The organism is Tomitella gaofuii, assembly GCF_014126825.1.
Taxonomy (GTDB): Bacteria; Actinomycetota; Actinomycetes; order Mycobacteriales; family Mycobacteriaceae; genus Tomitella; species Tomitella gaofuii.
Genome location: NZ_CP059900.1, coordinates 1,833,600 through 1,855,551 on the forward strand (window position 1 = coordinate 1,833,600; position 21,952 = coordinate 1,855,551).

Here is a 21,952-nt window from a genome sequence, read left to right on the forward strand (position 1 = left end):
AATGTACATTTCGGGGTACTCTTGAATCATGGAGATCACCGCAACCAAGGCGCGCGACCAGCTCGGTCGGCTCATCGACCGGGCGCACAGCGAGCCCGTCTACCTCACTCGCCACGATCGGCGGGTGGGCGCGATCGTGGATGCCGACACCCTCGATCGGCTGATGGAAGCGGCCGAGGAACTCGAGGACATTGCGGCCTATGACGCGGCGAAGGCCGAAGGTGGGGAGAGCGTCACACTCGATGAGCTCCGTCGCGAGCTCGGCCTGTGACCTATACGGTTCGAATCGCGTCCGCCGCACGTCGTCAGATCCGCAAGCTCCCGCGTGACGGTCAGGAGCGAGTCAGTGCCGTACTTGTCCTGCTGGCTGACGAGCCTCGGCCGCCAGCGTCGAAGAAGCTCACTGGCCGTGACGCCTGGCGCGTTCGTACGGGGAACTGGCGAGTCATCTACGAGATCCACGATGACGAACTCCTCGTCATGGTCGTCGCGGCGGGGAACTGGCGTGACGTCTACCGAGGCTGACGAGCCTCTGGATCGGGATCGAATGTCGGAGACCAGTGTCATGAACCAGAGGTTGGTCCGTGCCGGAACGCGGTGGAATTTCGCTTTAACGTCTAGCGTTATTGACGCTCTCGATCGTTGATCCGAGCATCGCCCCGGTTGCCTCGTCATGAGGGGACCGGGGCAGTGTCGTACTAGAGGGTCCTCGCCTGTAGCAAGGTTGCGACGCACGCTGATATCATAATTGATATCAGGGGAGGTGGCCGTCGATGTCATCCATCATCGTTCGCGGTCTCGACGACGCCGTGAAACAGCAACTCGCCGCGCAGGCGAAGGAGCACGGTCGGTCCATGGAAGCCGAGGTTCGCGCCATCCTTACCAAGGCTGCACGCAGGCCGCACATCGGAATCGCTCTGCTGGCTGCCGCGCAGGATGTCGGTGGAGTCGAAGATCTGCCGATTCCGGTGCGCGATGACGTCGCGCGGGCGGTGGACTTCGAGTGATCATTCTCGACACGAACGTGATCTCGGAGATCTTTCGACCGCTGCCTGAGCCACGCGTGGTGGACTGGCTCGCGTCCCTGGAGGGGGACGTCGCGATTACGTCCGTCACGCTCGCGGAGCTCTTGGCGGGTGTGCGACGGTTACCGGATGGTCAGCGCAGGGGTGAGCTGACCAGGCGCATCAACGCGGCGCTCGCACCGTACCGGGGCGGCCGCGCTGTGCTGCCGTTCGATGACGTGGCGGCCGACCGCTACGCCGACGTGCTCGTGGCTCGAGAGAGCACGGGAGCGCCGATCAGTACCGCCGACGCGCAGATCGCCGCGATCTGCCTGACGCACGGAGCAACCTGCGCTACGCGCAATGTGCAGGACTTCCAGCACACCGGCGTCGAACTGGTGGACCCGTGGAAGGTCGACGCGTGAAGCACCATTCGATCGAGATCCTCGCCCACCAGGAACGCACTGAGGCCGATCTGGGTGAGCTTCGACAGCTCTTCGACGGCGAGTATCTCAAGGAGTTCGGAGGGGGGATCCACAACAGCCCTACGGCTACGCGTCACATGATGTCCACGTTATGGCGCGGATCGAAGGTCGCGTCGTCGGCCACGTGGGATGGGCGCGCCGCGAGATCGCTGTCGGTACGGAGATCGTCGCGATCGCGGGAGTAGGCGGTGTCTTGATCTCCGCTGACGCGAGAGGGCTGCGTCTCGGGGGTGAACTCATGGGGTGTGCAGAGCAGTCGATGCGCGATCGCGGCCACCTCGCGTTCGGCTACCTGGGCTGTCGAGAGCAAGTCGTCCCGATCTACGCTTCATGTGGTTAGCATCGGATCTATGCCCGCGAGAAGTCGCGGCCACCATCGCTGAGTGGTCGCTGACTACCGGCGAGCCGGAACGTCCACAGGCTCACCCCGGCCGCGCAACGGGATCTGTCTTCGATCGAGGACTTGACCGCAGCGCGCTGGATCGTCGGTCAGGGGGAAAGAGACATCCGCGAGATCCAGGCGTCGGTCGAGCGGGCCGTGCGCGGAACCTCGCTCCGCCGGAGAGGAAGCGTTCCCCGTGCCTGATACACGAAGTGTGGTCCACGCGGTGCGCACTGCCTACGGGGCACGCGCCCAGGAGTACACGGAGCTGCTCGGTGCGATGGAGTCGATTTCGCTGAGCGACGTGGCGGCGATCAACGGCTGGGCCCGCCACGTCGACGGCGCGATTCTCGACGCGGGCTGCGGCCCCGGACACTGGACGAAGCATCTGCGTGATCGTGGCGCCGACGTCGTGGGTGTGGACATGGTCCAGGAGTTCGTCGAGCTTGCACGCGCGCGGTTCGCCGGCGTGCCGTTCAGCGTCGGCCGTCTCGAGGCACTGCCGGTGGAAACGGACGCACTGACGGGCCTGCTCGCGTGGTACTCCGTGATCCACAGCCCGCCGAGCATCGCCGCGGAGATTCTCACCGAGTTCGCACGATGCCTCAGGCCCGGGGGTTCCCTCCTACTCGGGTTCTTCACGGGTTTGCGGTTCGAACCGTTCGATCACGCGGTGGCCACCGCCTACTTCTGGCCGGTCGATGCAATGGCACGGCTATTGCGAAGCTCAGGATTCGACGTGGTGGACGTCCAGACTCGGGAGGATCCCGGCGTGCGGCCGCACGCGGCCATCACCGCCGAGTTCCGCGGCTGATCGTCCGGACATAGGGCGCCCTGCGCACCAGCAGGACGGGGATGAGCGCAAGCGCGAGTACGCCTCCGCCGAGCGCCAGCCCTTGGTAGCCGGTGGAGGACATGACGATCCCGGACATGGTGCCGCCGCCCGCCCCGGACAGTGCGATGAGAACGTCGATGGTGCCCTGCGTCCTGGGCCGGTTCTGCGGAACAGTCGCGTCGACCACGAGCGCGGTCCCGGAGACCAGGCCGAGGTTCCAGCCGAGACCGAGCAGCATGAGTGCGAGGATCAACAGGCCCAGGGAGTCGCCCGGGGCGGTGGCCGCGACGATCCCGGCCAGCAGCAGCGTGACCCCCGAGGCGATGGCCATCGGCATGCGGCCGAGCTTGTCGACGAGGGTGCCGGTGACGAGCGAGGGCAGCCACATCGCCCCGATGTGCATGCCGATGACGAGCCCGACGGCCGCCAGATCGAAATCGTGCGCACGCATGTGCACGGGTGTCATCGTCATGATCGCGACCATGACGAGCTGGGTCAGCACCATGACCGTCGCGCCCGCATACGCGCCGGGCCCGACCCGGGGCGTCGTCCCCGCGGCGGCCGCACCGTCACTGTCGTCCTCCGCGCCGACCTCGGCGATGCGCCGCGCGAGCAGGTACGGGTCGGGGCGCAGGAACACGAAGAGCACCAGCCCGGCGGCGACATAGGCGGCGGCGGCCAGGATGAACGGACCCGCGAGTGTGGGCACGCCCAGGGCGTCGGCGAGGCTGCCGAGCGGGTCGATGAGGTTCGGCCCCGCCACGGCGCCGACGGTAGTGGCGACCATCGCCATGCTGCTGCCGAAGCCGCGCCTGTCGGGAGGGGCGAGATCCGCGCCCGCGTAGCGCGCTTGCAGGTTGGTCGCGGTCCCCGCCCCGTAGACGAAGAGTGCGACGAACAGCAGCGGCACATTGCCGGCCATGGCTGCAATCACGACACCCAGCGCGCCGATTCCGCCGGCGATGAATCCGAATGCCAGGCCGAGGCGGCGGCCGAAGCGCTGCGTGGAGCGCCCGACCAGGAACGCGGCCAGTGCGGACCCGAGAGTGAACAGCCCCGTCGGAAGCCCCGAGAGCGTGTCCGAGCCGAGCATGTTCTCCGCCAGCAGCGCGCCCACCGAGATGCCCGCGGCGAGACCGGCCCCGCCGAGGATCTGGCTGATGACGACGACGGTGAGGGTCCGCTTGTGCACTCGCGCGCGCTGGGCCTCGGCTGCAGCGGCGCGCTCGGAGAGGAGCGGATCAGTATACACCGGAATCGGTCTCCTTGCTCACGCGACGGCGCGATGAGCGCGCTGGCGACGTCGACGGTAACCCAGTGGGACGAAGGCGATCCAGGCGGAGTCGTTCAGACGTGGGTCCCGACGTTGACGACGCGTCCCGACGTGTCGCGGTAGAAGAACCGGCGCACGCCCCACGGTTCCGTGGACAAGGGGTGGACGATCTCCAGCCCCGAGGCCACGGCGGCGGCATGGGCCGCCTCGACGTCGTCGACGAAGACGGAGACATCGGGGTTGACGGGTGCGGTCGCTTCGGTGGTCATCAGACCGATCTGCCTGCCGTCGTCGTCGGCGAGGAACGCGATCCACCCCATGTTCATCACCACCCGCATCCCGAGGACGGATGCGTGCTCGGCTATCGCGGTATCGACGTCGTCGACGGTGAGGATGGGCGCGATCCGTTCGACCTTCATACGTGCAACGGGAGCATCCCGAAAGCGCCCGGTCAAGAGGCACGCACTTTTGTACCCGCTTTTGCATATGGCGCGGGGTGGTGACGCTGCTACCGTGGATTCCGCGCGCCCCGCACCGGCGTGTGAGCGCGGTGCCCGAGCCTCCGCCGACGGGCGGCTCGGGCGAGGAGGTCCGATCCGCCATGGGAACCCTCAGCTACGCGGCGACTGTGTCCATCGACGGCTACGTCGCCGACTCCGACGGCGACTTCCAATGGACCGCCCCGGACGATGCGGTGTTCGCCGCCCATCTCGAGCGTATCGCCGGCGTGTCCACCGAGGTGCTCGGGCGCAGAACGTACGAGTTGATGGGATTCTGGGACACCTATCCGGACTCGGCGGACAGTCCTGCGGCGGAACGGGAGTTCGCCCGGCTGTGGCGGGACATCGACAAGGTCGTGGTGTCGTCGACGATGACGCCGGAACTGCTCACCTCCGAACGGGCCCGCATCACGCCGACGGTGAGCCTGATCGAGCTGCAGCGGATCGTGGAACGGGCAGAAGGCGCGGTCGAGGTCTTCGGGCCCACCACGGCGGCGGAGGCGATCCGTGGGGGGCTCATCGACGACTACCACCTCTTCGTGGTGCCGAGGATCGTCGGCGGCGGCCTTCGGGCTCTGCCTGACGGCGTGCGACTCGACCTGAGGCTCGCCGAACACCGGGTCTTCGACGGCGGCGTCACCTACTCGCGGTACCGGCGCGGCTGCGCCGGCCCGCGGCCCGCGCACCGGTCGATCATGACCGCGAAGCGAGCCCGCGGCGCACAGCGTCGAGCGTCGTCTCCGGAGAATCGTTGAAGCAGAACGGGACGCCCGGCTGAATGGCGGCCACCGTGTTGACGACCCGCTCGAACACGAGCGTGTACTCGTGCGACGTCCGCAGTCCCGATCCGATCTCGACCACGTCGAACGGTTCGGCGTCGACGATCTTCCGCACCGTCGACTCGGCGGCGTCGACGTCGTCGGGTAGCACGCACATCGTCACATCGACACCGGCGTCACGGAGCGCCGCCTCGGCCTCGCCGAGGCGGGCGCGCAGCGCGTCGGCATCCTGGCCCGGCCACGGCGAGAAGTCGATCACGTCCGGGTCCATCCCGATCTGCAGCACTCGGGCACGGGGCATTTTTTCACCGTACGGGCTGGGACCACATCAATCCAGGGGCAAGTGGCTACCGAGGCCCATCGGCCGCAAGGAGCAGAGCGGGAAACACTGCGTCGCGAAGGAGCGGGGCGATCCGCCGGCTCCGTTCCCGCGGGTCGATCCACTCGATCCGGTCGATCTCCGCCCGTGGGGAGGAGGCCTCCACCCAGGGGTGTTCGAACACGGTGGCGACGACTGTGCATCCGGGCTCGTTGGCCGCCGGAGCTGTGAACGTGTCGATCGGCCGCAACGCGTTCTCGTGGAGGTCGACCCCGAGCTCTTCCGCGGCCTCGCGCACAGCAGCCTGTTGCGGCGACTCGCCTGGTTCAGGCTTTCCGCCGGGGAACATCAACTGGTCCGTGCCGCGTTTGCGCACGGTGAGCACCTCGCCGGAGTCGTTTCTGATGACGACCGCACTGACAGTGATCCGCCGTGGCATGGTGGCTCCTTCCTCCGCGACCTGGTCGAGTATGCACGGCGCGCCGAGTCGGCCGTCTCTCGGTGCTCCGCGCAGCGTCGACCACCGGGGACGACCGGCTCGGGGCCGCAGCTATGCCGGCGCCACCACCGACCACTTCACGCCGAACCGGTCGACCACCTGCCCGTAGGTGTCGCCCCACGGTGCCACCTCGAAGGGCATCGCGACCTCCCCGCCCGTCGCCGTCACTTTCGCGATGAATGCGCGGCCGTCGTCGGCGGAGTCCATCTCGAGCAGGAACGAGTACACCTCCGAACGCAACGGGGGGTTGTCCGAGCCCATGGCGTCCCCGCCGCTGATCGCGATGCCAGGGGCAGTGAGCTTGGCGTGCGCGACGGCCTCGGGGGGAGGCGTGAACGGCAGCCCGTCGAGGTCGGCGCTGCCGTAGGTGAGCAGTTCCAGTTCGCCGCCGAAGAGCTCTTCGTAGTAGGGGAAGGCCTCGGCGGCATTGCCGGGAAAGCTGATGTAAGTGCTGCTGGAGAGCGACATGGCGCACCCTTCGTCGAGTAGTCCGTGGAGAGCGGTTCTCCTGCCAGGTGCTGACCGGGCCTCGCCCGGAAACTCATCGCCGGCGGTTCCCGCGCGTGCGTAGCCTGGGGGCATGTTGTTCGCATTCTCCGTGGCCCCCACCGTCAGCGACGCAGAGGACGGCTCGGTGAGCGAGGCGGTGGCCGCCGCGATCGGGGTCGTGCGCGCGTCGGGGATCCCGCACCGCACCGACTCCATGTTCACGGCGCTCGAGGGCGAGTGGGATGAGTGCATGGCCGTGGTGAAGAGGGCGTGCGAGGTGGTCGGGGAGTACGGCCCACGGGTGAGCCTGGTGCTCAAAGCGGACCTGCGCCCCGGCCGCACCGGAGAACTCGACGGCAAGGTGGCCAGGGTCGAGCGGCTGCTGGAGTGAACACGGGCTTGAAGCCGGTGTCACCCCATCCGGAAGGCACGTACCGGCAGCGCCCGCTCGACACCGGCCGCGGCACCGCCGTCGGTGGTGATCCCGGTGATCATCTCGCCGGGGGCCATGTGGTCGGGGAGCGCGGCCAGGTACACCCTGTGCGCCTCCAGCGACGCGATGCCCTTGGCGACGGACTCCTCGCCGAGCGGGATCGCGTGCGTCGCTCCGGGCCCGGGGACCAGTAGCCACTTCGTCGACCATGCGTCGAGCCCGCCCTCGGTGATCTGGTCGCGGAAGACCCAGGGGTTGTCCGCGTCGCGGATCGCGTCGATGGTGGCGATGCCCGTGTGGCGGTGGTCCACGTGGTTGAGTCCCCAGCCGGGTTCCAGCTCCCAGGTCTGCCCCATGATGGCGTCGGGCCGGAACTCGCGGATGCGTCGTGCGATGGCTTCGCGCACGGTGTGGTCGGCAGGGACGAGCCCGTCGGGGAAGTCGAGGATGGTCACATCGTCCACGCCCACGATGGCGCAGGCGTCGCGCTGCTCTTCGGCGCGCAGCGGCCCGACCTCCTCCGGCGGCCTGTCGCGGATGCCGGCCTCGCCGGCGGTGATGAGCAGGTAGGCCACCTCCACGCCGCGGGAGCTCCACTCGGCCACCGCTGCCGAGCCTCCGTACTCCATGTCGTCGGGATGGGCGACGACGCACAGCACACGGTGGATGTCGGCGTCGTCGAATACCTCGAGTGGTGCGTGCGGAGCAGTCATGGGCTCAACATACAGGCGGGTCGGGTGCGTCGGCAGTGATCAGCGTGGCTGCTGCGGGACGCGCATGCGGAAGTACTCGTCGCTGCGTGCACGGTCCCAGCCGCGCGACTCGCGAAGCCCCTGCGCGAGGGTCGCCAGGTAGGGCTCGCCGGGCGCGGCATGCGGTACGGCGGCACAGGCCTGCGATGCGGTGATGGTGAGCATCGGCGTGCCGTCGAGGCGGCCGACCTCGATGACGGTCTCGTAGTGCCCCGGTCCGGAGGCGTGCCGCCCGCCGGGGAGCCCGGCGAGCACTACGGCTTCCAGCGGGTCGTCGGGCTGCGGCCGCCGGTGCATCTCCTGCGCGGCGATGTCGACGAACTGTCCCACGGTGACCAGGAAGGCCCGGGCCGGTGTGGGGCCCGGAGTGTCGTGGTCGTAGAAGGCCATCCCGCCGCCCCACGTGCGCGATTCGCCCGCGAAGTAGACGCGCCCCGGGAGTGTGACGGGCGCATCGCGCACCGGTGGGGTGCGATCGCGTGCGCCCACGTGGTGCACGCGGCCGCCGCGGGGTCGGCCGCCCTCGAGGTAGCACCGCAGCCGGGCGGCGCTCATGTTCGAGCCGTAGCTGACGTACCAGATCAGATCCTGTGCCATCGCCGCCATTGTGCCCGCCGCACGGTGTCCCGCACGCGCGGCCGGGTAGTGGTGGGGCGCGGCCGGTCCCGTACATAGGGCGCGGCGGCCGGGCGGACGGGAGTAAGGTTCGTCCATGGAACCTGACCCGGGCGCTGATCCTGACCCGGGAGCAGGGCCGTCCGGTCCCGAGCGCGTCATCGTGCTCGGCGGGGATCGGGTGCGGATCGGCCGCGGCACGGACAACGACGTGGTGATGCACGATCTGACCGTCTCCCACCGGCACGCCGAGTTGCGTCCGCGCCCGGGGGAGGGCTCCGGCTTCTGCTACGAGATCGTCGATCTGCACACCGACGGCGGAACCTACCTCAACGGCGGCCCCGTGGACCGGGCCCTCGTCCGCGACGGCGACGTGATCGGCATCGGGTACGCCACATTCGTCCTCGACGGCACGCGCCTGGCGGAGTTCGACGATGCGGCGGGGGTGTGGCTGGAGGTCGAGGGGCTGGTGGTCACCGCCGCAGACGACGGCCACCGCCTGCTGGACTCCGTGTCCTTCCCCGTCCCCGAACGCTGCCTGGTGGGCGTGATCGGACCGAGCGGTGCGGGCAAGTCGACGCTGCTCAGCGCCCTCACCGGCCAGTTGGACGTGGATGAGGGGCGCGTGCTCTACGACGGCCGCGATCTGCACCGCGACTATGCGGAGCTGCGCCACCGCATCGGCGTTGTGCCGCAACAGGACATCCTGCACGTGCACCTGCCGCTGCGCCGGGCGCTGGGCTTCGCGGCCCGCCTGAGGTTCTCGCGCGACACCACAGCGGCGGAGCGTGACCAACGCGTGGACGCGGTGATCGCCGCGCTCGGCATCACCGGCCGTGAGGAGCAGCGCATCGTCACGCTCTCCGGCGGCCAGCGCAAGCGGGTCAGCGTTGCGCTGGAGCTGCTGACGAAGCCGTCGCTGCTGCTGCTGGACGAGCCGACGTCCGGGCTCGACCCGGGCATGGACCGGTCGATGATGATGCTCCTGGCGGAGCTGGCGCACGAGGGCCGCACGGTCATCGTGGTGACACACAGCGTGCTCAACCTGCAGTTCTGCGACCGGCTGCTGGTGCTGGCGCCGGGCGGCCGGGTGGCGTATTACGGGCCGCCGGAGCGGACGCTGCGATTCCTCGGCTTCGACTCGTGGCCGGAGGCGTTCGACGCGTTCCAGAACGACGGGGCCCGCGACTGGGCGGGGGAGTACCGCGGCTCGGAGATGCACGCCGGCTACGTGAGAGGCCCAGGGGGGCGCGGCGAGGGCGCCGCGGTGGGCGCGCCGGAGCGCCGGCTCACGGTGCGCAGATGGATCGGACTGGTCCGCACACTCGTCACTCGCTATGCGGCGGCGATCGCGTCGGACCGGACGTTCCTCGCGATCATGGCGGCGCTGCCGATTGTGCTCGGCGCGATGGCCAGGGCGTTGGCGGGCGGGGCCCTCGACGCGGAGCACACGGTGAACACGGTCCTCATCATCTGCGTCGGCGCGGTGCTGACGGGCACGGCCAACTCGGTGCGCGAGCTGGTGAAGGAGAGACCGATCTACCGCCGTGAACGCGCGGTGGGGTTGCCGAGGTCCGCGTACCTCACCTCCAAGGTGCTGGTGCTGGGGACGATCAGCGTCGTCCAGGCGCTGGTACTCACCGCGGTCGCCCTGGCCGGGGTCGAGGTCGACCCGCGGGGCTTCGACGGCGTGTGGGGGCAGGTGCATCTGGAACTGCTCATCATCGCGGCGGCATTGGCGTTCACCGCGATGATGGGCGGGCTGGTCGTGTCGGCGCTGGTGGGTCGCGAGGAGGTGACGATGCCGCTGCTGGTGCTCATCGCCATCGTGCAGGTGATCTTCTGCGGTGCACTGCTGCCGTTGTATTCGATCCCCGGGCTGGCGGAGATCTCCTGGTTCGTCCCTGCGCGGTGGGCGCTCGGCGCGATGGCCGGCACGCTGCACCTGCAGGAGCTCCTGCCCGGCAAGTTCGGCGACGACCCGCTCTTCGGCTCCGACGTGGGCTCGTGGGTGATGGACGTGGGCGTCCTCGCGGGGTTGTCGGTGACGGCGGGAGGCGTGGTGTACTGGTTGTTGCGCAGGCAGGAGCCTGCGGTAATGCGGCGCAGATGATCGCGGTCGGTGCGGATGATGCGGATGACGGACGGCTGCCGGATCCGGTGATGGAGGGGCTGACATGACGGACGTGGACGCGGACGACCTGCGGCACCTGCGGCGGTGCGTGCAGTTGGCCGCCGAGGCGGTGGACGCCGGCGACGAGCCGTTCGGGTCGGTGCTCGTCGGAGCGGACGGCGTGGTGCTCGCGGAGGACCGGAACAGGGTGTCAGGCGGCGACGCCACGCAGCACCCGGAGTTCGCGTTGGCCCGCTGGGCGGCGCGGAATCTCCCAGCGGAGCGGCGCGCCACGGCGACGGTGTACACCTCGGGCGAGCATTGCCCCATGTGCGCGGCCGCGCACGCCTGGGTGGGCCTGGGCCGGATCGTCTTCGCCACGTCCACCGGGCAGCTCGGCGGGTGGCTTGCGGAGCTGGGCGTGCCGGCGCCTCCCGTGGCGCCGCTGCCGATCGCGCAGGTGGCGCCGGGAATCGACACCGTTGGTCCCGTGGAGGAGCTGGCAGGGGAGATCCGGGACCTGCACGCCCGCGCACGCGGGTCGTCCGCCCGGAACTGAGGGCCGGGGACCGCGGACGGGGCGGACACGACGGTGCCCGCCCCTCCGTGGATCACCGGCTTTCCGACCGCGGTCAGCCGAGCAGTCGGCGATCGAGAGTGATGATGACGCTCGCGACCACGTCGTAGTCGAGTGCGGACAGTTCGGCATGGATGTCCGTTCGCACTTCGTCCTCGTCGGTGATGTCCCAGTCGCGATCCGTGATGGCGAAGCCGACATCGACGTAGAGGCGCCGTCCGAGTTTGGTCGCGCGCACCAGCGGGGCGGGCAGGCTGAAACGGTCCTGCACGCGCCGTGCCGTGGCGGAGACGGCGTCGGCGATGTGCGGTGGCGGTGCCGCCTCGAGCAGTTCGCGTCCGCCGTCGCGTACGAGCCCGAGCGCGGTGGGCAGCAGGGCCATGGATGCGACCAGGACCAGGGCGGGGTCCAGGTAGCCGGCGGCGGTCGCCATCCCGCGCGAGGTGAGGACGATCCCCGCGACGCCCCCCGCAGTGACGACGCCGCTAAGGCAGGCGCCCGCACGCCACGAGACCAGCTCGGCGCGTGCCAGGGGGGAGGCCTTCGCATAGTGCGAGAGAACGGCGGTCATGGCGAGGCTGACGATGGTCGCCATCGCCCCGTACACCGCGACGACGGTGCCGGCGGGGTCTGTGCCGCCGGCGGCCATCGTCGCGGCGGCGCTGCCGGAGCCGTATGCCAATGCCCCCAGCAGTGCCGCGCCTTGCACGGCGACCGCCAGCGGGGTCGCGGCGTGACGGCCGTAGGGGAATTCGGTCGTAGGGCTCGACGCGGCCACGCGCGATGCGATCACGGAGACGAGCACGAGCAGGATGCCCGCCAGCGTGACCATGCCGTCGAAGAGCACGACGTCTGCTCCGGTGACGACGCCTGCGGCCACCCCTGCGAGGCCGACTCCTCCGGATCCGAACATGCTCAGCAGCAGCGCCCTGGCCTCGGTGCGCGGGGTGGACGCCACCGGCGGTCGAGGAGGGGACGGCACTCCGGTCATGACGCGGATACTAACGGGTACATAGCCGCCCGCGGCCGGAAAGGCGGACCCCACCGTGTGGCCGGAGAACGGGGACAGCGCGCCGACCGCGCTGCGGCGATAGTCTCGGCGCATGCGTTCGCCGATCCACGACTACCTGACCGAGCTCCTGCAATCGTGCGCGGTCGTCGAAGGCGGTGCGCCCGCCTCGTATATCCCCGAGCTCGCAGAGGTGGACCCGACGTTGTTCGGGATCGGCCTCTCTGCCGTGGACGGCGCGGTGTACTGCGCGGGAGACGCGGACGTGGAGTTCACGATCCAGTCGATATCCAAGCCGTTCGTCTACGGTTTCGCGCTCGAGGACCTGGGCCCGGAGATGGTGTGGGAGGCGGTGGACGTGGAGCCGTCGGGCGACGCGTTCAACGAACTGTCGCTGGAGCCGGAGACCGGCCGGCCGATGAATCCCATGATCAATGCCGGTGCGCTGGCCACCCACGCGTTACTGCTCCCCGGCGGAGGGGTGGACGCGCGCGTGGAGCGGATCCGCGCTGGCTTGTCCGCTCTTGCGGGGCGTGAGCTGGAGATCGACGAGCAGGTCTACCACTCCGAGATGGAGACCGCGTACCGCAATCGTGCGCTGGCCAACATGCTGCGCAGCGCGGGCAATGTGGATCTGGAGCCACTGCAGCTGGTCCGCGGCTACACCCGGCAGTGCGCAGTGCGGGTGACCACCCGTGACCTGGCGACCATGGCCGCGACGCTGTCGAACGGCGGGGTGCAGCCCAGGACCGGCGAGAGGGTGTTCTCGGCGCGCGTGGTACGCCAGGTGCTCACGATCATGACGACCTGCGGGATGTACGACTCGGCCGGCGACTGGCTCTCCACCGTGGGCATCCCCGCGAAGAGTGGCGTGGGCGGCGGCATCATCGGGGTGCTGCCCGGCCAGGCGGGGATCGCGACGTTCTCGCCGCCGTTGGACACGCACGGCAACAGTGTGCGGGGGGTCGGCGCGTTCGAGCGGATGACCGAGGACATGGGACTGCATCTGATGTCGGTGCCGCCGCCGGCCCGCTCGGTGCTGCGCGACGACGGCGAGGTGACGACGGCCGATGGTGGCCGGGTGGGCATCTATGCGCTGCAGGGCGCCATCCAGTTCGCCGGCGCGGAGTGGATCGCACGGCACCTCGAACAGTTTCCGCCGGAGTCGCCCACGGTGGCCTGGGACCTCTCGCGGACCTACTCCGTCAACAAGGTGGCGCGCAGGCTGCTGCTGGAGATCGCACGCGGGCTCGAGGACGACGGCCGTACCGTAGTGCTGATCGACCCGGACGGGGTGATCGCGGATCCGGTGATCGGCGAGGGGCGGCGGCTGCGCGTGGTGGATTCGCTGGCGGGGATCGTGGGGGAAGAGGCCCTGCGCGTGCCCGCGTTCTACACGAGCCCCAGTGTGGACACCCCGACGCCCGACGTCACCACGGTGGAGTAGCCGGAGGCTCGCACGGCGCGCCGGCGGGGAATAGCGAGGGCCTCCGCCGGTTTCGGTATTCGGGTCGGCGATCGCCGTTGCGTGGGTAGCATCGGCGGCGTGAAGTGGAAGCGCGGCGCACGGGCCTCCGCCTGCGGCGCAACGGACGCGGTCGCGGGCCGGCGCCCCGCACGCGTGCTGGTCTATAGCAGCGACCACACCACGCGTGCCGCGGTCGTGGACGCGATCGGCGCCCGGCCGTCCCCCGATCTGCCCGAGGTCGACTTCCTCGAGGCCGCCACGGCGCCGATGGTGCTCCGGCACATGGATGCGGGCGGCGTAGACGTGGTGATCCTCGACGGTGAGGCGTCGCCGGCGGGCGGGCTCGGCCTGGCGCGTCAGCTCAAAGACGAGATCGACCAGTGTCCGCCCGTGCTGGTGCTGCTGGGGCGGCGTGCAGACGCCTGGCTTGCCGAATGGTCGCACGCCGAGGCGGCGGTGGTGCATCCGCTGGACCCTTTCGACGTCGCGGACGCGGCGCTGCGGCTGCTCCGCTCGATGGTCGGCTCCGCGGCCGACTGATCCCCGCGGACGCGCCCGTCCGCCCTCCGCACACGCCGTGCCGTGGAAAACGAAACACGTCGGCAGGGTTCGTGAGTAGGGTGAGTTTCACGTCACAGGTGAGTCCCGGGTCACAGTGTTGATCCGCCTTCCGCGCAATCCGGACCTCGCGGGCGCGGATCCGCCGGAGGAGCGGAATCTAGTGCGGCCCAGGGATTTCCGGTGAGTTGCGGCGGAGCGAGAGGAGCTGTCGGACGATGAACGCATACGTGCCGATCCTCGTGATCGGGGCCATCGCGCTCGCCTTCGCGGTGTTCTCGGTGGGCGTGGCCTCCTTCATCGGCCCGCGGCGCTACAACCGGGCCAAGCTGGAGGCCTACGAGTGCGGCATCGACCCCCTCTCGCATCAGTCCGGCGAACCGGGCGCGGCGGCGGGCCAGCGGGTGTCGGTGAAGTTCTATCTGACGGCCATGCTCTTCATCATCTTCGACATCGAGATCGTGTTCCTCTACCCGTGGGCGGTGCACTTCGACGCGCTCGGGTACTTCGGGCTCGCCGCGATGGCGCTGTTCGTCGTCAACGTCTCGGTGGCCTACGCGTACGAATGGCGGCGCGGCGGGCTCAAGTGGGCGTGACCGGGATGGGAAAGGACGGAGGCGTCTGCTGATGGGACTCGAGGAACAGCTGCCCAGCGGAATCCTGCTGTCGACCGTCGAGGCGGTGGCGGGTTATGCGCGCAAGGGCTCACTGTGGCCGGCGACCTTCGGGTTGGCCTGCTGCGCCATCGAGATGATGGGCACCGCGGCAGGCCGCTTCGACATCGCCCGCTTCGGCATGGAGCCGTTCCGCGCGTCGCCCCGGCAGGCGGACCTGATGATCGTCGCCGGGCGGGTCAGCCAGAAGATGGCCCCGGTGCTCCGGCAGGTGTACGACCAGATGCCCGAACCCAAGTGGGTGCTGTCGATGGGCGTGTGCGCCTCGTCGGGCGGGATGTTCAACAACTACGCGATCGTGCAGGGCGTCGACCACGTGGTTCCCGTCGACATCTACCTGCCGGGCTGCCCGCCGCGCCCCGAGATGCTGCTCAACGCCATCATCACGCTGCACGAGCAGATCGGCCGCATGCCGTTGGGCGTGCACCGCGAGCAGGCGGTGCGGGCCGCGGAGGAGGCGGCGCTCGCCTCGCCCACCACGCTCGAACTGAAGGGGAAGCTCCGTTGACCGGCGGGCGGCTGCCCGGCGGCGCGACCGGCGGGGGCATCGGGGCGGAGCGTCGTGGGCTGTTCGGCGTGCGCGGGTCCGGCGACACCTCGGCTACGGGCGGTTGGTGCGCAGGGTGCCGGAGCCGCCCGCCGCCCGGCGCCCGTACGGCCGGTGGTTCGCGACGCGGCCGACGCGCTCGCCGCGGGCCTCGAGCGCGTGGGGGGCGCGTTCGACGACGCGGTGGAGGCCGCGACGACGGAGTTCGGCGAGCTGACGCTGTATGTGCGCCGCGACCGCCTGCCGCTGGTGGCGCAGCTGCTGCGGGACGACCCGGCCCTGCGGTTCGAGCTGTGCCTGGGAGTGTCCGGCGTGCATCACCCGGAGCAGGCGGGGCGCGAGCTGCATGCCGTCTACCACCTGCTGTCCATCACGCACGATCGGCGCGTGCGCCTGGAAGTGGAAGCGCCCGATTCCGACCCGCACGTGCCCACGCTGACGGGTGTCTATCCGACCACCGACTGGCACGAACGCGAGACATACGACTTCTTCGGCCTCATCTTCGACGGGCACCCTGCCCTGACCCGGATCGAGATGCCCGACGACTGGGAGGGGCATCCGCAACGCAAGGACTATCCGCTGGGCGGCATCCCCGTCGAATACCACGGCGCGCAGATCCCTCCCCCCGAGTCGAGGAGGTCCTACAACTGATGTCCGACGGGGCGACCACGCACAAGTCCGGTCCCTTCACGTCCGCCGGCGGTGATTGGGACGAGGTGGCGGACGCGATCCGCGACTCCGGCGACGAGCACATCGTGGTGAACATGGGCCCGCAGCACCCGTCCACGCACGGCGTGTTGCGGCTGATCCTCGAGCTCGACGGCGAGACGGTGGTGGAGGCGCGGTGCGGGATCGGGTATCTCCACACCGGGATCGAGAAGAACCTCGAGTTCCGGAACTGGACACAGGGCGTCACCTTCGTCACCCGCATGGACTACTTGTCGCCGCTGTTCAATGAGGCCGCCTACTGCCTGGGGGTGGAGAAGCTCCTCGGCGTCTCCGGCGACATCCCCGAGCGCGCGAACGTGCTGCGGGTGCTGCTCATGGAGCTCAACCGGATCTCCTCGCACATGGTGGCCCTGGGAACCGCAGGCATGGAGATGGGCGCGGTGACGGTCATGGTCTTCGGGTTCCGTGAACGCGAGCTGGTCATGGACGTCTTCGAGGAGATCACCGGACTGCGGATGAACCACAACTACATCCGCCCGGGCGGGGTCAGCCGGGACATGCCGGAATCCGCGGTGCCGCTGATCCGCCGACTCATCGAGACCCTTCCCGGCCGGATCGATCAGCTCGAGAAGCTGCTCACCGACAACCCCATCTGGCGCGGCCGCAACGAGGGCATCGGATACCTGGACCTGGCCGGGTGCATGGCGCTCGGCATCACCGGGCCGGTGCTGCGGTCGACGGGGCTGCCGCACGACCTGCGCCGCAGCGAGCCTTACTGCGGGTACGAGGCCTACGAGTTCGAGACCGTGACCGACCGCGGCTGCGACTGCTTCGGCCGGTACCTGATCCGCATCGGCGAGATGCGCGAGTCGCTCAAGATCATCGAACAGTGCCTGGACAAGCTGCGACCGGGGCCGGTGATGATCGAGGACAAGAAGCTGGCGTGGCCCGCGGACCTGCAGGTGGGCGACGACGGCATCGGCCAGTCCCGCGAGCACGTGCAGCACATCATGGAGTCGTCCATGGAGGGCCTGATCCACCATTTCAAACTGGTGACGGAGGGGTTCCGGGTGCCCGCGGGGCAGGTGTACACGGCGGTGGAGTCGCCGCGCGGCGAGCTGGGGGTGCACATGGTCTCCGACGGCGGCACCCGTCCGTACCGGGTGCACTTCCGCGACCCGTCTTTCACGAATCTCCAAGCGGTGGCGGCGATGTGCGAGGGCGGGATGGTCTCCGACGTCATCGCGTCCGTCGCCAGCATCGACCCGGTGATGGGGGGTGTGGACCGATGACGATCCAGCACCGGTCCTACGTGGACCGTTCCGCGGCCGCGGCGCCCGCCGGCGCCGCCCCGCCGGGGCGCAGCTCCTACGCCAGCGGCTCCGCACCGATGCGCGGGCCGGTGCCGGTGCGCATCGGGCGCGCGGCCTCCGAGGACGGCCGGCTGGTCAAGCCGGGCGCGCGCGAAAGCTACGACGCGCAGACCCTGCAGCGCCTCGACGCGGACGCCGCGACGATCATCGCCCGCTACGCCGACCCCGCCGCCGCGGATCCCGGGGGCGGCATCGTGCCCGAGCGTTCGGCGCTCATTCCGCTGCTGCACCTGGTGCAGTCCGAGGACGGCCACCTCACGCCGGCGGGCATCGAGTTCTGCGCCCGCCACCTGGGCCTGGCCGCCGCCGAGGTCACCGCGGTGGCGAGCTTCTACTCGATGTACCGCCGCAACCCCACCGGCACCTACCTCGTGGGCGTGTGCACGAACGCGCTGTGCGCCACGCTGGGGGGCGACGAGATCCTCGCGGCGCTGCGGCGGCACCTCGGCGTGGGCGCGGGCCCCGGCGACACCACGGACGACGGTGCCGTCACCGTCGAACCCATCGAATGCAACGCGGCCTGCGATTTCGCCCCCGTCATGACGGTCAACTGGGAGTTCTTCGACGACCAGACGCCGCGCTCGGCGATCGACGTGGTCGACAGGCTCCGCGCGGGGGAGACCGTGACCCCCACGCGCGGTGCGCCGCTGGGCGATTTCCGTGCCACCTGCCGCACGCTCGCAGGGTTCGCCGATGAACGGCCCGGCGCCCTCGCGGCGGGCGGCGCCGCCGGGCACGCGTCCGTGGCCGGGCTCCGGCTGACCCGCGACGGCGACGGTGCGGGGACGACGAGCCTGACGCCGGTGCTCAGCGAGGGCTGGGACGACGAGGCCCCCTGGACGCTGGACGGATACCGGGAGCGCGGGGGGTACGAGGGCCTGCGCGCCGCCTTGGCGATGACGCCCGACGAGGTCGTCACGACGGTGAGCGACTCGGGCCTCCGCGGGCGTGGCGGCGCGGGATTCCCCACCGGACGCAAGTGGTCGTTCATCCCCCAGGGCCCCGGGCCGGACGGCCGCACCAAGCCGCACTACCTGGTGGTCAACGCCGACGAGTCCGAACCGGGCACGTGCAAGGACATCCCGATGATGCTGGCCAACCCGCACGCGCTGGTGGAGGGGGCGATCATCTCCTGCTACGCCTTCCGCGCGCAGCGCGCGATCATCTACCTGCGCGGCGAGGTGGTACCGGTGCTGCGCCGCCTGCGCGCCGCCGTCGATGAGGCCCACCGGGCCGGGTACCTCGGCGGCGACATCCTGGGCAGCGGCTTCGATCTGGAGCTGATGGTGCACGCCGGGGCCGGCGCCTACATCTGCGGCGAGGAGACGGCCCTACTGGACTCGCTCGAGGGCAAGCGCGGCCAGCCGCGGCTGCGCCCGCCGTTCCCCGCGGTGGAGGGGCTGTACGCCTGCCCCACCGTGGTCAACAACGCCGAGTCCATCGCGTCGGTGCCCGCGATCCTGCGCCGCGGCGTCGACTGGTTCCGCTCCATGGGCAGCGAGAAATCGCCGGGCTTCACGCTGTACTCGTTGTCCGGCCACGTAGCGCGGCCGGGGCAGTACGAGGCGCCGATGGGCATCACACTGCGCGAACTGCTCGACTACGCGGGCGGCGTCCGGGACGGGCGGCGGCTCAAGTTCTTCACCCCCGGCGGATCGTCCACGCCGATCCTCACCGCCGAGCACCTGGACCTGCCGCTGGACTACGAGGGCATGGCGGCGGCCGGTTCGATGCTGGGAACCAAGGCGCTGCAGATCTTCGACGACACCACGTGCGTGCTGCGCACCGTGCTGCGCTGGTCCGAGTTCTACAAACACGAGTCCTGCGGCAAGTGCACACCGTGCCGTGAGGGCACCTATTGGCTGGTGCAGCTGATGGAGCGGCTCGAGGCCGGGCGCGGCACGGAGGAGGACCTGGACAAGCTCCTCGACCTGTCCGACAACATCCTCGGCCGCGCGTTCTGCGCGCTCGGCGACGGCGCCACCAGCCCCATCACCTCGTCGATCCAGTACTTCCGGGACGAATACATCGCCCACCTCACGCACGGCGGCTGCCCGTTCGACCCGGCCGACGCGACGGTCTACGGCGGGGGTGATCGGGCATGACGGCACCGCACGACGGCGCGGGCGGCGGCGACCGCGCTCCGACGGTCACCCTCACCATCGACGGCCGAGAGTTGACCGTGCCGAAGGGCACGCTGGTGATCCGCGCAGCCGAGACCATCGGGGTCGATATCCCGCGGTTCTGCGACCACCCGCTGCTCGACCCGGTCGGAGCGTGCCGGCAGTGCCTGGTGGACGTGGAGGGGCAGCGCAAACCGCTCGCGTCGTGCACCACCGTGGCCACCGACGGCATGGTGGTGCGCACGCAGGCGACCTCGCCGGTGGCGGACAAGGCGCAGCGCGGGGTGATCGAGTTCCTGCTCATCAACCACCCGCTGGACTGCCCGGTGTGCGACAAGGGCGGCGAGTGCCCGCTGCAGAACCAGGCACTGGAGCACGGTGACCCGGAAACGCGCTTCGGCCTGGTCAAGCGCGAATTTCCCAAGCCGATCAACCTGTCCGCACAGATCCTGCTGGACCGTGAACGCTGCGTGCTGTGCGCACGGTGCACGCGGTTCTCCGAACAGATCGCGGGCGACCCGTTCATCGACATGCTCGAGCGGGGCGCGCTGCAGCAGGTGGGGGTATACGGAAAACAGCCGCTGGAGTCGTACTTCTCCGGCAACACCGTGCAGATCTGCCCCGTCGGGGCGCTCACCGACGTGGACTACCGATTCCGGTCGCGCCCCTTCGATCTCGTGTCCACGCCATCGGTGTGCGAACACTGCGCGTCGGGCTGCGCGCAGCGCACCGATCACCGGCGCGGCACCGTCCTGCGCCGGTACGCCGGCGAGGACCCGGACGTCAACGAGGAATGGAACTGCGACAAAGGCCGGTTCGCCTTCGCCTACACCGCGGAGCCGGACAGGATCACAGGTCCGCTGGTGCGCGGAGACGACGGAAGACTGGCCCCCGCCTCCTGGCCTGCGGCGGTGCGCGCCGCGGCCCGGGGGCTCGCGGGGGCGGCGGCCGCGGGCGTGCTCGTGGGCGGGCGCAGCACGTGGGAGGACGCCTACGCCTACGCCAAGTTCGCGCGGGTGGTGCTGGGCACCGACGACATCGACCACAGGGTGCGCGTGCACAGTGACGAAGAGGCGGACTTCCTGGCGGAGCGTGTCGCCGGGCGCCGGCTCGAGGTCACCTACGCCGACCTGGCCGCGGCCCCCGTGGTGGTGCTCGCAGGGTTCGAGCCGGAGGAGGAATCGCCCATCGTGTACCTGCGGCTGCGCAAGGCCGCACGCACGCGGCGCATGCCGGTCTACTCGCTCGCGCCGTTCGCGTCGGCCGGTCTGCGGCGGATGGACGGGCGGCTGCTGGAGACGGTCCCCGGCCGTGAGGCCGTCGTGCTCGACGGCATCGCGGCGGGCGCCTACGACGACGTCGGCACGCTGCTGCGCAGCCCGGGGGCGGTGATCCTCGCCGGCGAGCGGCTGGCGTCGGCGCCGGGCGCCTTCACCGCCGCCCGCCGCCTGGCCGATGCCACGGGCGCGCGTCTCGCCTGGATTCCGCGGCGCGCGGGCGAGCGCGGCGGCGTGGAGGCGGGGACCCTGCCGGGCCAGCTTCCGGGCGGCCGCAGGCTGGCCGAGCCCGAACACAGCCGACGGGTGGCGGAGACGTGGGGGGTCGACGAACTCCCCGCCGGCCCCGGCCGGGACACGGCAGGGATCCTCGCGGCGGCACACGCCGGCGACATCGACGCGCTGCTGGTGGGCGGCGTGGACCCCGACGACCTGCCGGACGCGTTCGGCGCCCGCGATGCGCTGGCGCGGTGCGGATTCGTGGTCAGCCTGGAAATGCGGCGCACCGCGGTGACCGACGTCGCGGACGTGGTGCTGCCCGTCGCGCCCGTGCAGAACAAGGCGGGGACGTTCCTCGACTGGGAAGGCCGGGGCCGACCGTTCGACGCGGCACTGCCGGAGCCGGGCCTGCTCTCCGACCTGCGGATCCTGCACGTCCTCGCAGGCCGGATGGGGGTGGACCTGGGACTGCCGCACGTGGCGGCCGCGCGCGCCGAGATCGCGGCGCTGGGCACAGCGAAGCGGGGCGCCGCGACGCGGGGTGCCGAGAAGCAGGGGGCTGCGGCACAGGGCGCTGCGGGCCCGGACGCGGGCCCGTCGACCGCTGCGCGGGCGAGCGGTGAGAGGGCCGGGCGCGGAGTCGACGCGCCGGCGGCGGGCCAGGCGGTGCTGTCGACGTGGCGGATGCTGCTGGACAGGGGAGCGATGCAGGACGGGCGCCCCAACCTCGCGGCCACGGCACGCCGCCCGGTGGTCCGGTTGTCCGCGGTCACGGCCCGGGAGATCGGCGCGGCCGACGGCGACGCGGTGACGGTGACGACCCCGCGCGGTGCGGTGACGCTGCCGCTGGCGGTGACCGCGATGCCCGACCGCACAGTGTGGCTGCCGATGAACTCGCCCGGCAGCGCCGTCTACTCCGCGTTGGGCGCGGCGTCCGGCAGCGTCGTCGGGATCGAGGGAGGAGGTGCGGCGTGACCATC

General features: G+C 70.4%; 25 protein-coding genes and 1 pseudogene. 18 read left to right on the forward strand and 8 right to left on the reverse strand.

Features of this window, described 5'->3' with window-relative positions; translation table 11 throughout:
• Positions 1 to 28: 28 nt before the first annotated feature.
• The 6 genes from H4F70_RS08625 (at position 29) to H4F70_RS08650 (ending at position 2,685) form a co-directional block, all read left to right on the forward strand.
• Positions 29 to 271, forward strand: a complete 243-nt coding sequence (locus H4F70_RS08625; protein ID WP_182348256.1) for a type II toxin-antitoxin system Phd/YefM family antitoxin — start codon at positions 29 to 31, stop codon at positions 269 to 271.
• Positions 268 to 525, forward strand: a complete 258-nt coding sequence (locus H4F70_RS08630) for a type II toxin-antitoxin system RelE family toxin (protein ID WP_182359846.1) — start codon at positions 268 to 270, stop codon at positions 523 to 525. Before H4F70_RS08625 ends, H4F70_RS08630 begins: the two co-directional genes overlap by 4 nt.
• A 248-nt stretch (positions 526 to 773) precedes the next feature.
• Positions 774 to 1,007, forward strand: coding sequence for a FitA-like ribbon-helix-helix domain-containing protein (locus H4F70_RS08635; protein WP_126986478.1), 234 nt, complete (start codon positions 774 to 776; stop codon positions 1,005 to 1,007).
• On the forward strand, positions 1,004 to 1,429 hold the full coding sequence (locus H4F70_RS08640) for a type II toxin-antitoxin system VapC family toxin (protein WP_182359847.1): 426 nt from the start codon (positions 1,004 to 1,006) through the stop codon (positions 1,427 to 1,429). Before H4F70_RS08635 ends, H4F70_RS08640 begins: the two co-directional genes overlap by 4 nt.
• Positions 1,430 to 1,580: 151 nt before the next feature.
• Complete coding sequence (locus H4F70_RS21140) at positions 1,581 to 1,829, forward strand: GNAT family N-acetyltransferase (RefSeq protein WP_182359848.1); 249 nt, start codon at positions 1,581 to 1,583, stop codon at positions 1,827 to 1,829.
• Between the two features lie 238 nt (positions 1,830 to 2,067).
• The gene (locus H4F70_RS08650) at positions 2,068 to 2,685 is read left to right on the forward strand and encodes a class I SAM-dependent methyltransferase (RefSeq protein ID WP_235681419.1); all 618 of its coding nucleotides are present in this window, start codon (positions 2,068 to 2,070) and stop codon (positions 2,683 to 2,685) included.
• On the opposite strand, the gene H4F70_RS08655 is transcribed toward H4F70_RS08650, so the two are convergent.
• Together H4F70_RS08655 and H4F70_RS08660 are read right to left on the reverse strand one after the other, a co-directional pair.
• A complete protein-coding gene (locus tag H4F70_RS08655) occupies positions 2,663 to 3,958 on the reverse strand; it encodes an MFS transporter (RefSeq protein ID WP_235681420.1) in 1,296 nt (431 codons plus the stop codon). The genes H4F70_RS08650 and H4F70_RS08655 overlap by 23 nt on opposite strands.
• 95 nt (positions 3,959 to 4,053) lie before the next feature.
• A complete protein-coding gene (locus H4F70_RS08660) occupies positions 4,054 to 4,398 on the reverse strand; it encodes a VOC family protein (RefSeq protein WP_182359849.1) in 345 nt (114 codons plus the stop codon).
• Positions 4,399 to 4,580: 182 nt separating this feature from the next.
• Here H4F70_RS08660 and H4F70_RS08665 point away from each other — a divergent pair, with 182 nt between their 5' ends.
• Positions 4,581 to 5,234, forward strand: coding sequence for a dihydrofolate reductase family protein (locus H4F70_RS08665; RefSeq protein ID WP_182359850.1), 654 nt, complete (start codon positions 4,581 to 4,583; stop codon positions 5,232 to 5,234).
• Here H4F70_RS08665 and H4F70_RS08670 read toward each other — a convergent pair.
• The 3 genes from H4F70_RS08670 to H4F70_RS08680 all read right to left on the reverse strand — a co-directional run bounded on the left by H4F70_RS08670 (position 5,173) and on the right by H4F70_RS08680 (position 6,544).
• The gene (locus H4F70_RS08670; RefSeq protein ID WP_182359851.1) at positions 5,173 to 5,559 is read right to left on the reverse strand and encodes a hypothetical protein; all 387 of its coding nucleotides are present in this window, start codon (positions 5,557 to 5,559) and stop codon (positions 5,173 to 5,175) included. The genes H4F70_RS08665 and H4F70_RS08670 overlap by 62 nt on opposite strands.
• A 46-nt stretch (positions 5,560 to 5,605) precedes the next feature.
• Positions 5,606 to 6,016 (reverse strand): NUDIX hydrolase, encoded by a 411-nt coding sequence (locus H4F70_RS08675; protein ID WP_182348265.1) that lies wholly within the window; start codon positions 6,014 to 6,016, stop codon positions 5,606 to 5,608.
• A 111-nt stretch (positions 6,017 to 6,127) separates the two neighbouring features.
• Complete coding sequence (locus H4F70_RS08680) at positions 6,128 to 6,544, reverse strand: VOC family protein (RefSeq protein WP_182359852.1); 417 nt, start codon at positions 6,542 to 6,544, stop codon at positions 6,128 to 6,130.
• 112 nt (positions 6,545 to 6,656) lie between these two features.
• Between H4F70_RS08680 and H4F70_RS08685 the strand changes: the two genes are divergently transcribed.
• Positions 6,657 to 6,956, forward strand: a complete 300-nt coding sequence (locus H4F70_RS08685; RefSeq protein ID WP_182359853.1) for a thiamine-binding protein — start codon at positions 6,657 to 6,659, stop codon at positions 6,954 to 6,956.
• A gap of 20 nt (positions 6,957 to 6,976) precedes the next feature.
• On the opposite strand, the gene H4F70_RS08690 is transcribed toward H4F70_RS08685, so the two are convergent.
• Together H4F70_RS08690 and H4F70_RS08695 are read right to left on the reverse strand one after the other, a co-directional pair.
• Positions 6,977 to 7,711 (reverse strand): PIG-L deacetylase family protein, encoded by a 735-nt coding sequence (locus H4F70_RS08690; RefSeq protein WP_182359854.1) that lies wholly within the window; start codon positions 7,709 to 7,711, stop codon positions 6,977 to 6,979.
• A 39-nt stretch (positions 7,712 to 7,750) separates the two neighbouring features.
• Positions 7,751 to 8,347: a histone deacetylase gene (locus H4F70_RS08695; protein ID WP_182359855.1), complete on the reverse strand. Its 597-nt coding sequence runs from the start codon at positions 8,345 to 8,347 to the stop codon at positions 7,751 to 7,753.
• Positions 8,348 to 8,462: 115 nt separating this feature from the next.
• Between H4F70_RS08695 and H4F70_RS08700 the strand changes: the two genes are divergently transcribed.
• Positions 8,463 to 10,478 carry an ATP-binding cassette domain-containing protein gene (locus tag H4F70_RS08700; RefSeq protein ID WP_182359856.1) on the forward strand — a complete coding sequence of 672 codons (2,016 nt, stop codon included), beginning with the start codon at positions 8,463 to 8,465 and terminating at the stop codon, positions 10,476 to 10,478.
• A 64-nt stretch (positions 10,479 to 10,542) separates the two neighbouring features.
• Entirely contained in the window at positions 10,543 to 11,037 is a 495-nt protein-coding gene (locus H4F70_RS08705; RefSeq protein ID WP_182359857.1) for a nucleoside deaminase, read from the forward strand.
• 73 nt (positions 11,038 to 11,110) lie between these two features.
• Here H4F70_RS08705 and H4F70_RS08710 read toward each other — a convergent pair whose 3' ends face one another.
• The gene (locus H4F70_RS08710) at positions 11,111 to 12,046 is read right to left on the reverse strand and encodes a cation efflux transmembrane domain-containing protein (RefSeq protein ID WP_182359858.1); all 936 of its coding nucleotides are present in this window, start codon (positions 12,044 to 12,046) and stop codon (positions 11,111 to 11,113) included.
• A 112-nt stretch (positions 12,047 to 12,158) separates the two neighbouring features.
• Here H4F70_RS08710 and H4F70_RS08715 point away from each other — a divergent pair, with 112 nt between their 5' ends.
• The 8 genes and pseudogenes from H4F70_RS08715 to H4F70_RS08750 all read left to right on the forward strand — a co-directional run bounded on the left by H4F70_RS08715 (position 12,159) and on the right by H4F70_RS08750 (position 21,947).
• The gene (locus H4F70_RS08715) at positions 12,159 to 13,511 is read left to right on the forward strand and encodes a glutaminase (protein ID WP_182359859.1); all 1,353 of its coding nucleotides are present in this window, start codon (positions 12,159 to 12,161) and stop codon (positions 13,509 to 13,511) included.
• A gap of 99 nt (positions 13,512 to 13,610) precedes the next feature.
• Positions 13,611 to 14,072 (forward strand): hypothetical protein, encoded by a 462-nt coding sequence (locus H4F70_RS08720; RefSeq protein ID WP_372497574.1) that lies wholly within the window; start codon positions 13,611 to 13,613, stop codon positions 14,070 to 14,072.
• 236 nt (positions 14,073 to 14,308) lie between these two features.
• Entirely contained in the window at positions 14,309 to 14,686 is a 378-nt protein-coding gene (locus H4F70_RS08725) for an NADH-quinone oxidoreductase subunit A (RefSeq protein ID WP_182348273.1), read from the forward strand.
• A gap of 31 nt (positions 14,687 to 14,717) precedes the next feature.
• A complete protein-coding gene (locus H4F70_RS08730; RefSeq protein WP_182348274.1) occupies positions 14,718 to 15,272 on the forward strand; it encodes a NuoB/complex I 20 kDa subunit family protein in 555 nt (184 codons plus the stop codon).
• Positions 15,269 to 15,962 (forward strand): annotated as a pseudogene (locus H4F70_RS08735) (NADH-quinone oxidoreductase subunit C). The gene H4F70_RS08730 and the pseudogene H4F70_RS08735 overlap by 4 nt, the downstream one beginning before the upstream one ends.
• Positions 15,962 to 17,272 carry an NADH-quinone oxidoreductase subunit D gene (locus tag H4F70_RS08740; RefSeq protein WP_182359860.1) on the forward strand — a complete coding sequence of 437 codons (1,311 nt, stop codon included), beginning with the start codon at positions 15,962 to 15,964 and terminating at the stop codon, positions 17,270 to 17,272. Before H4F70_RS08735 ends, H4F70_RS08740 begins: the two are co-directional and overlap by 1 nt.
• On the forward strand, positions 17,269 to 19,458 hold the full coding sequence (nuoF, locus tag H4F70_RS08745; RefSeq protein ID WP_235681421.1) for an NADH-quinone oxidoreductase subunit NuoF: 2,190 nt from the start codon (positions 17,269 to 17,271) through the stop codon (positions 19,456 to 19,458). Before H4F70_RS08740 ends, nuoF begins: the two co-directional genes overlap by 4 nt.
• Positions 19,455 to 21,947 carry an NADH-quinone oxidoreductase subunit G gene (locus tag H4F70_RS08750; RefSeq protein WP_182359861.1) on the forward strand — a complete coding sequence of 831 codons (2,493 nt, stop codon included), beginning with the start codon at positions 19,455 to 19,457 and terminating at the stop codon, positions 21,945 to 21,947. The genes nuoF and H4F70_RS08750 overlap by 4 nt, the downstream gene beginning before the upstream one ends.
• Positions 21,948 to 21,952 lie beyond the last annotated feature (5 nt).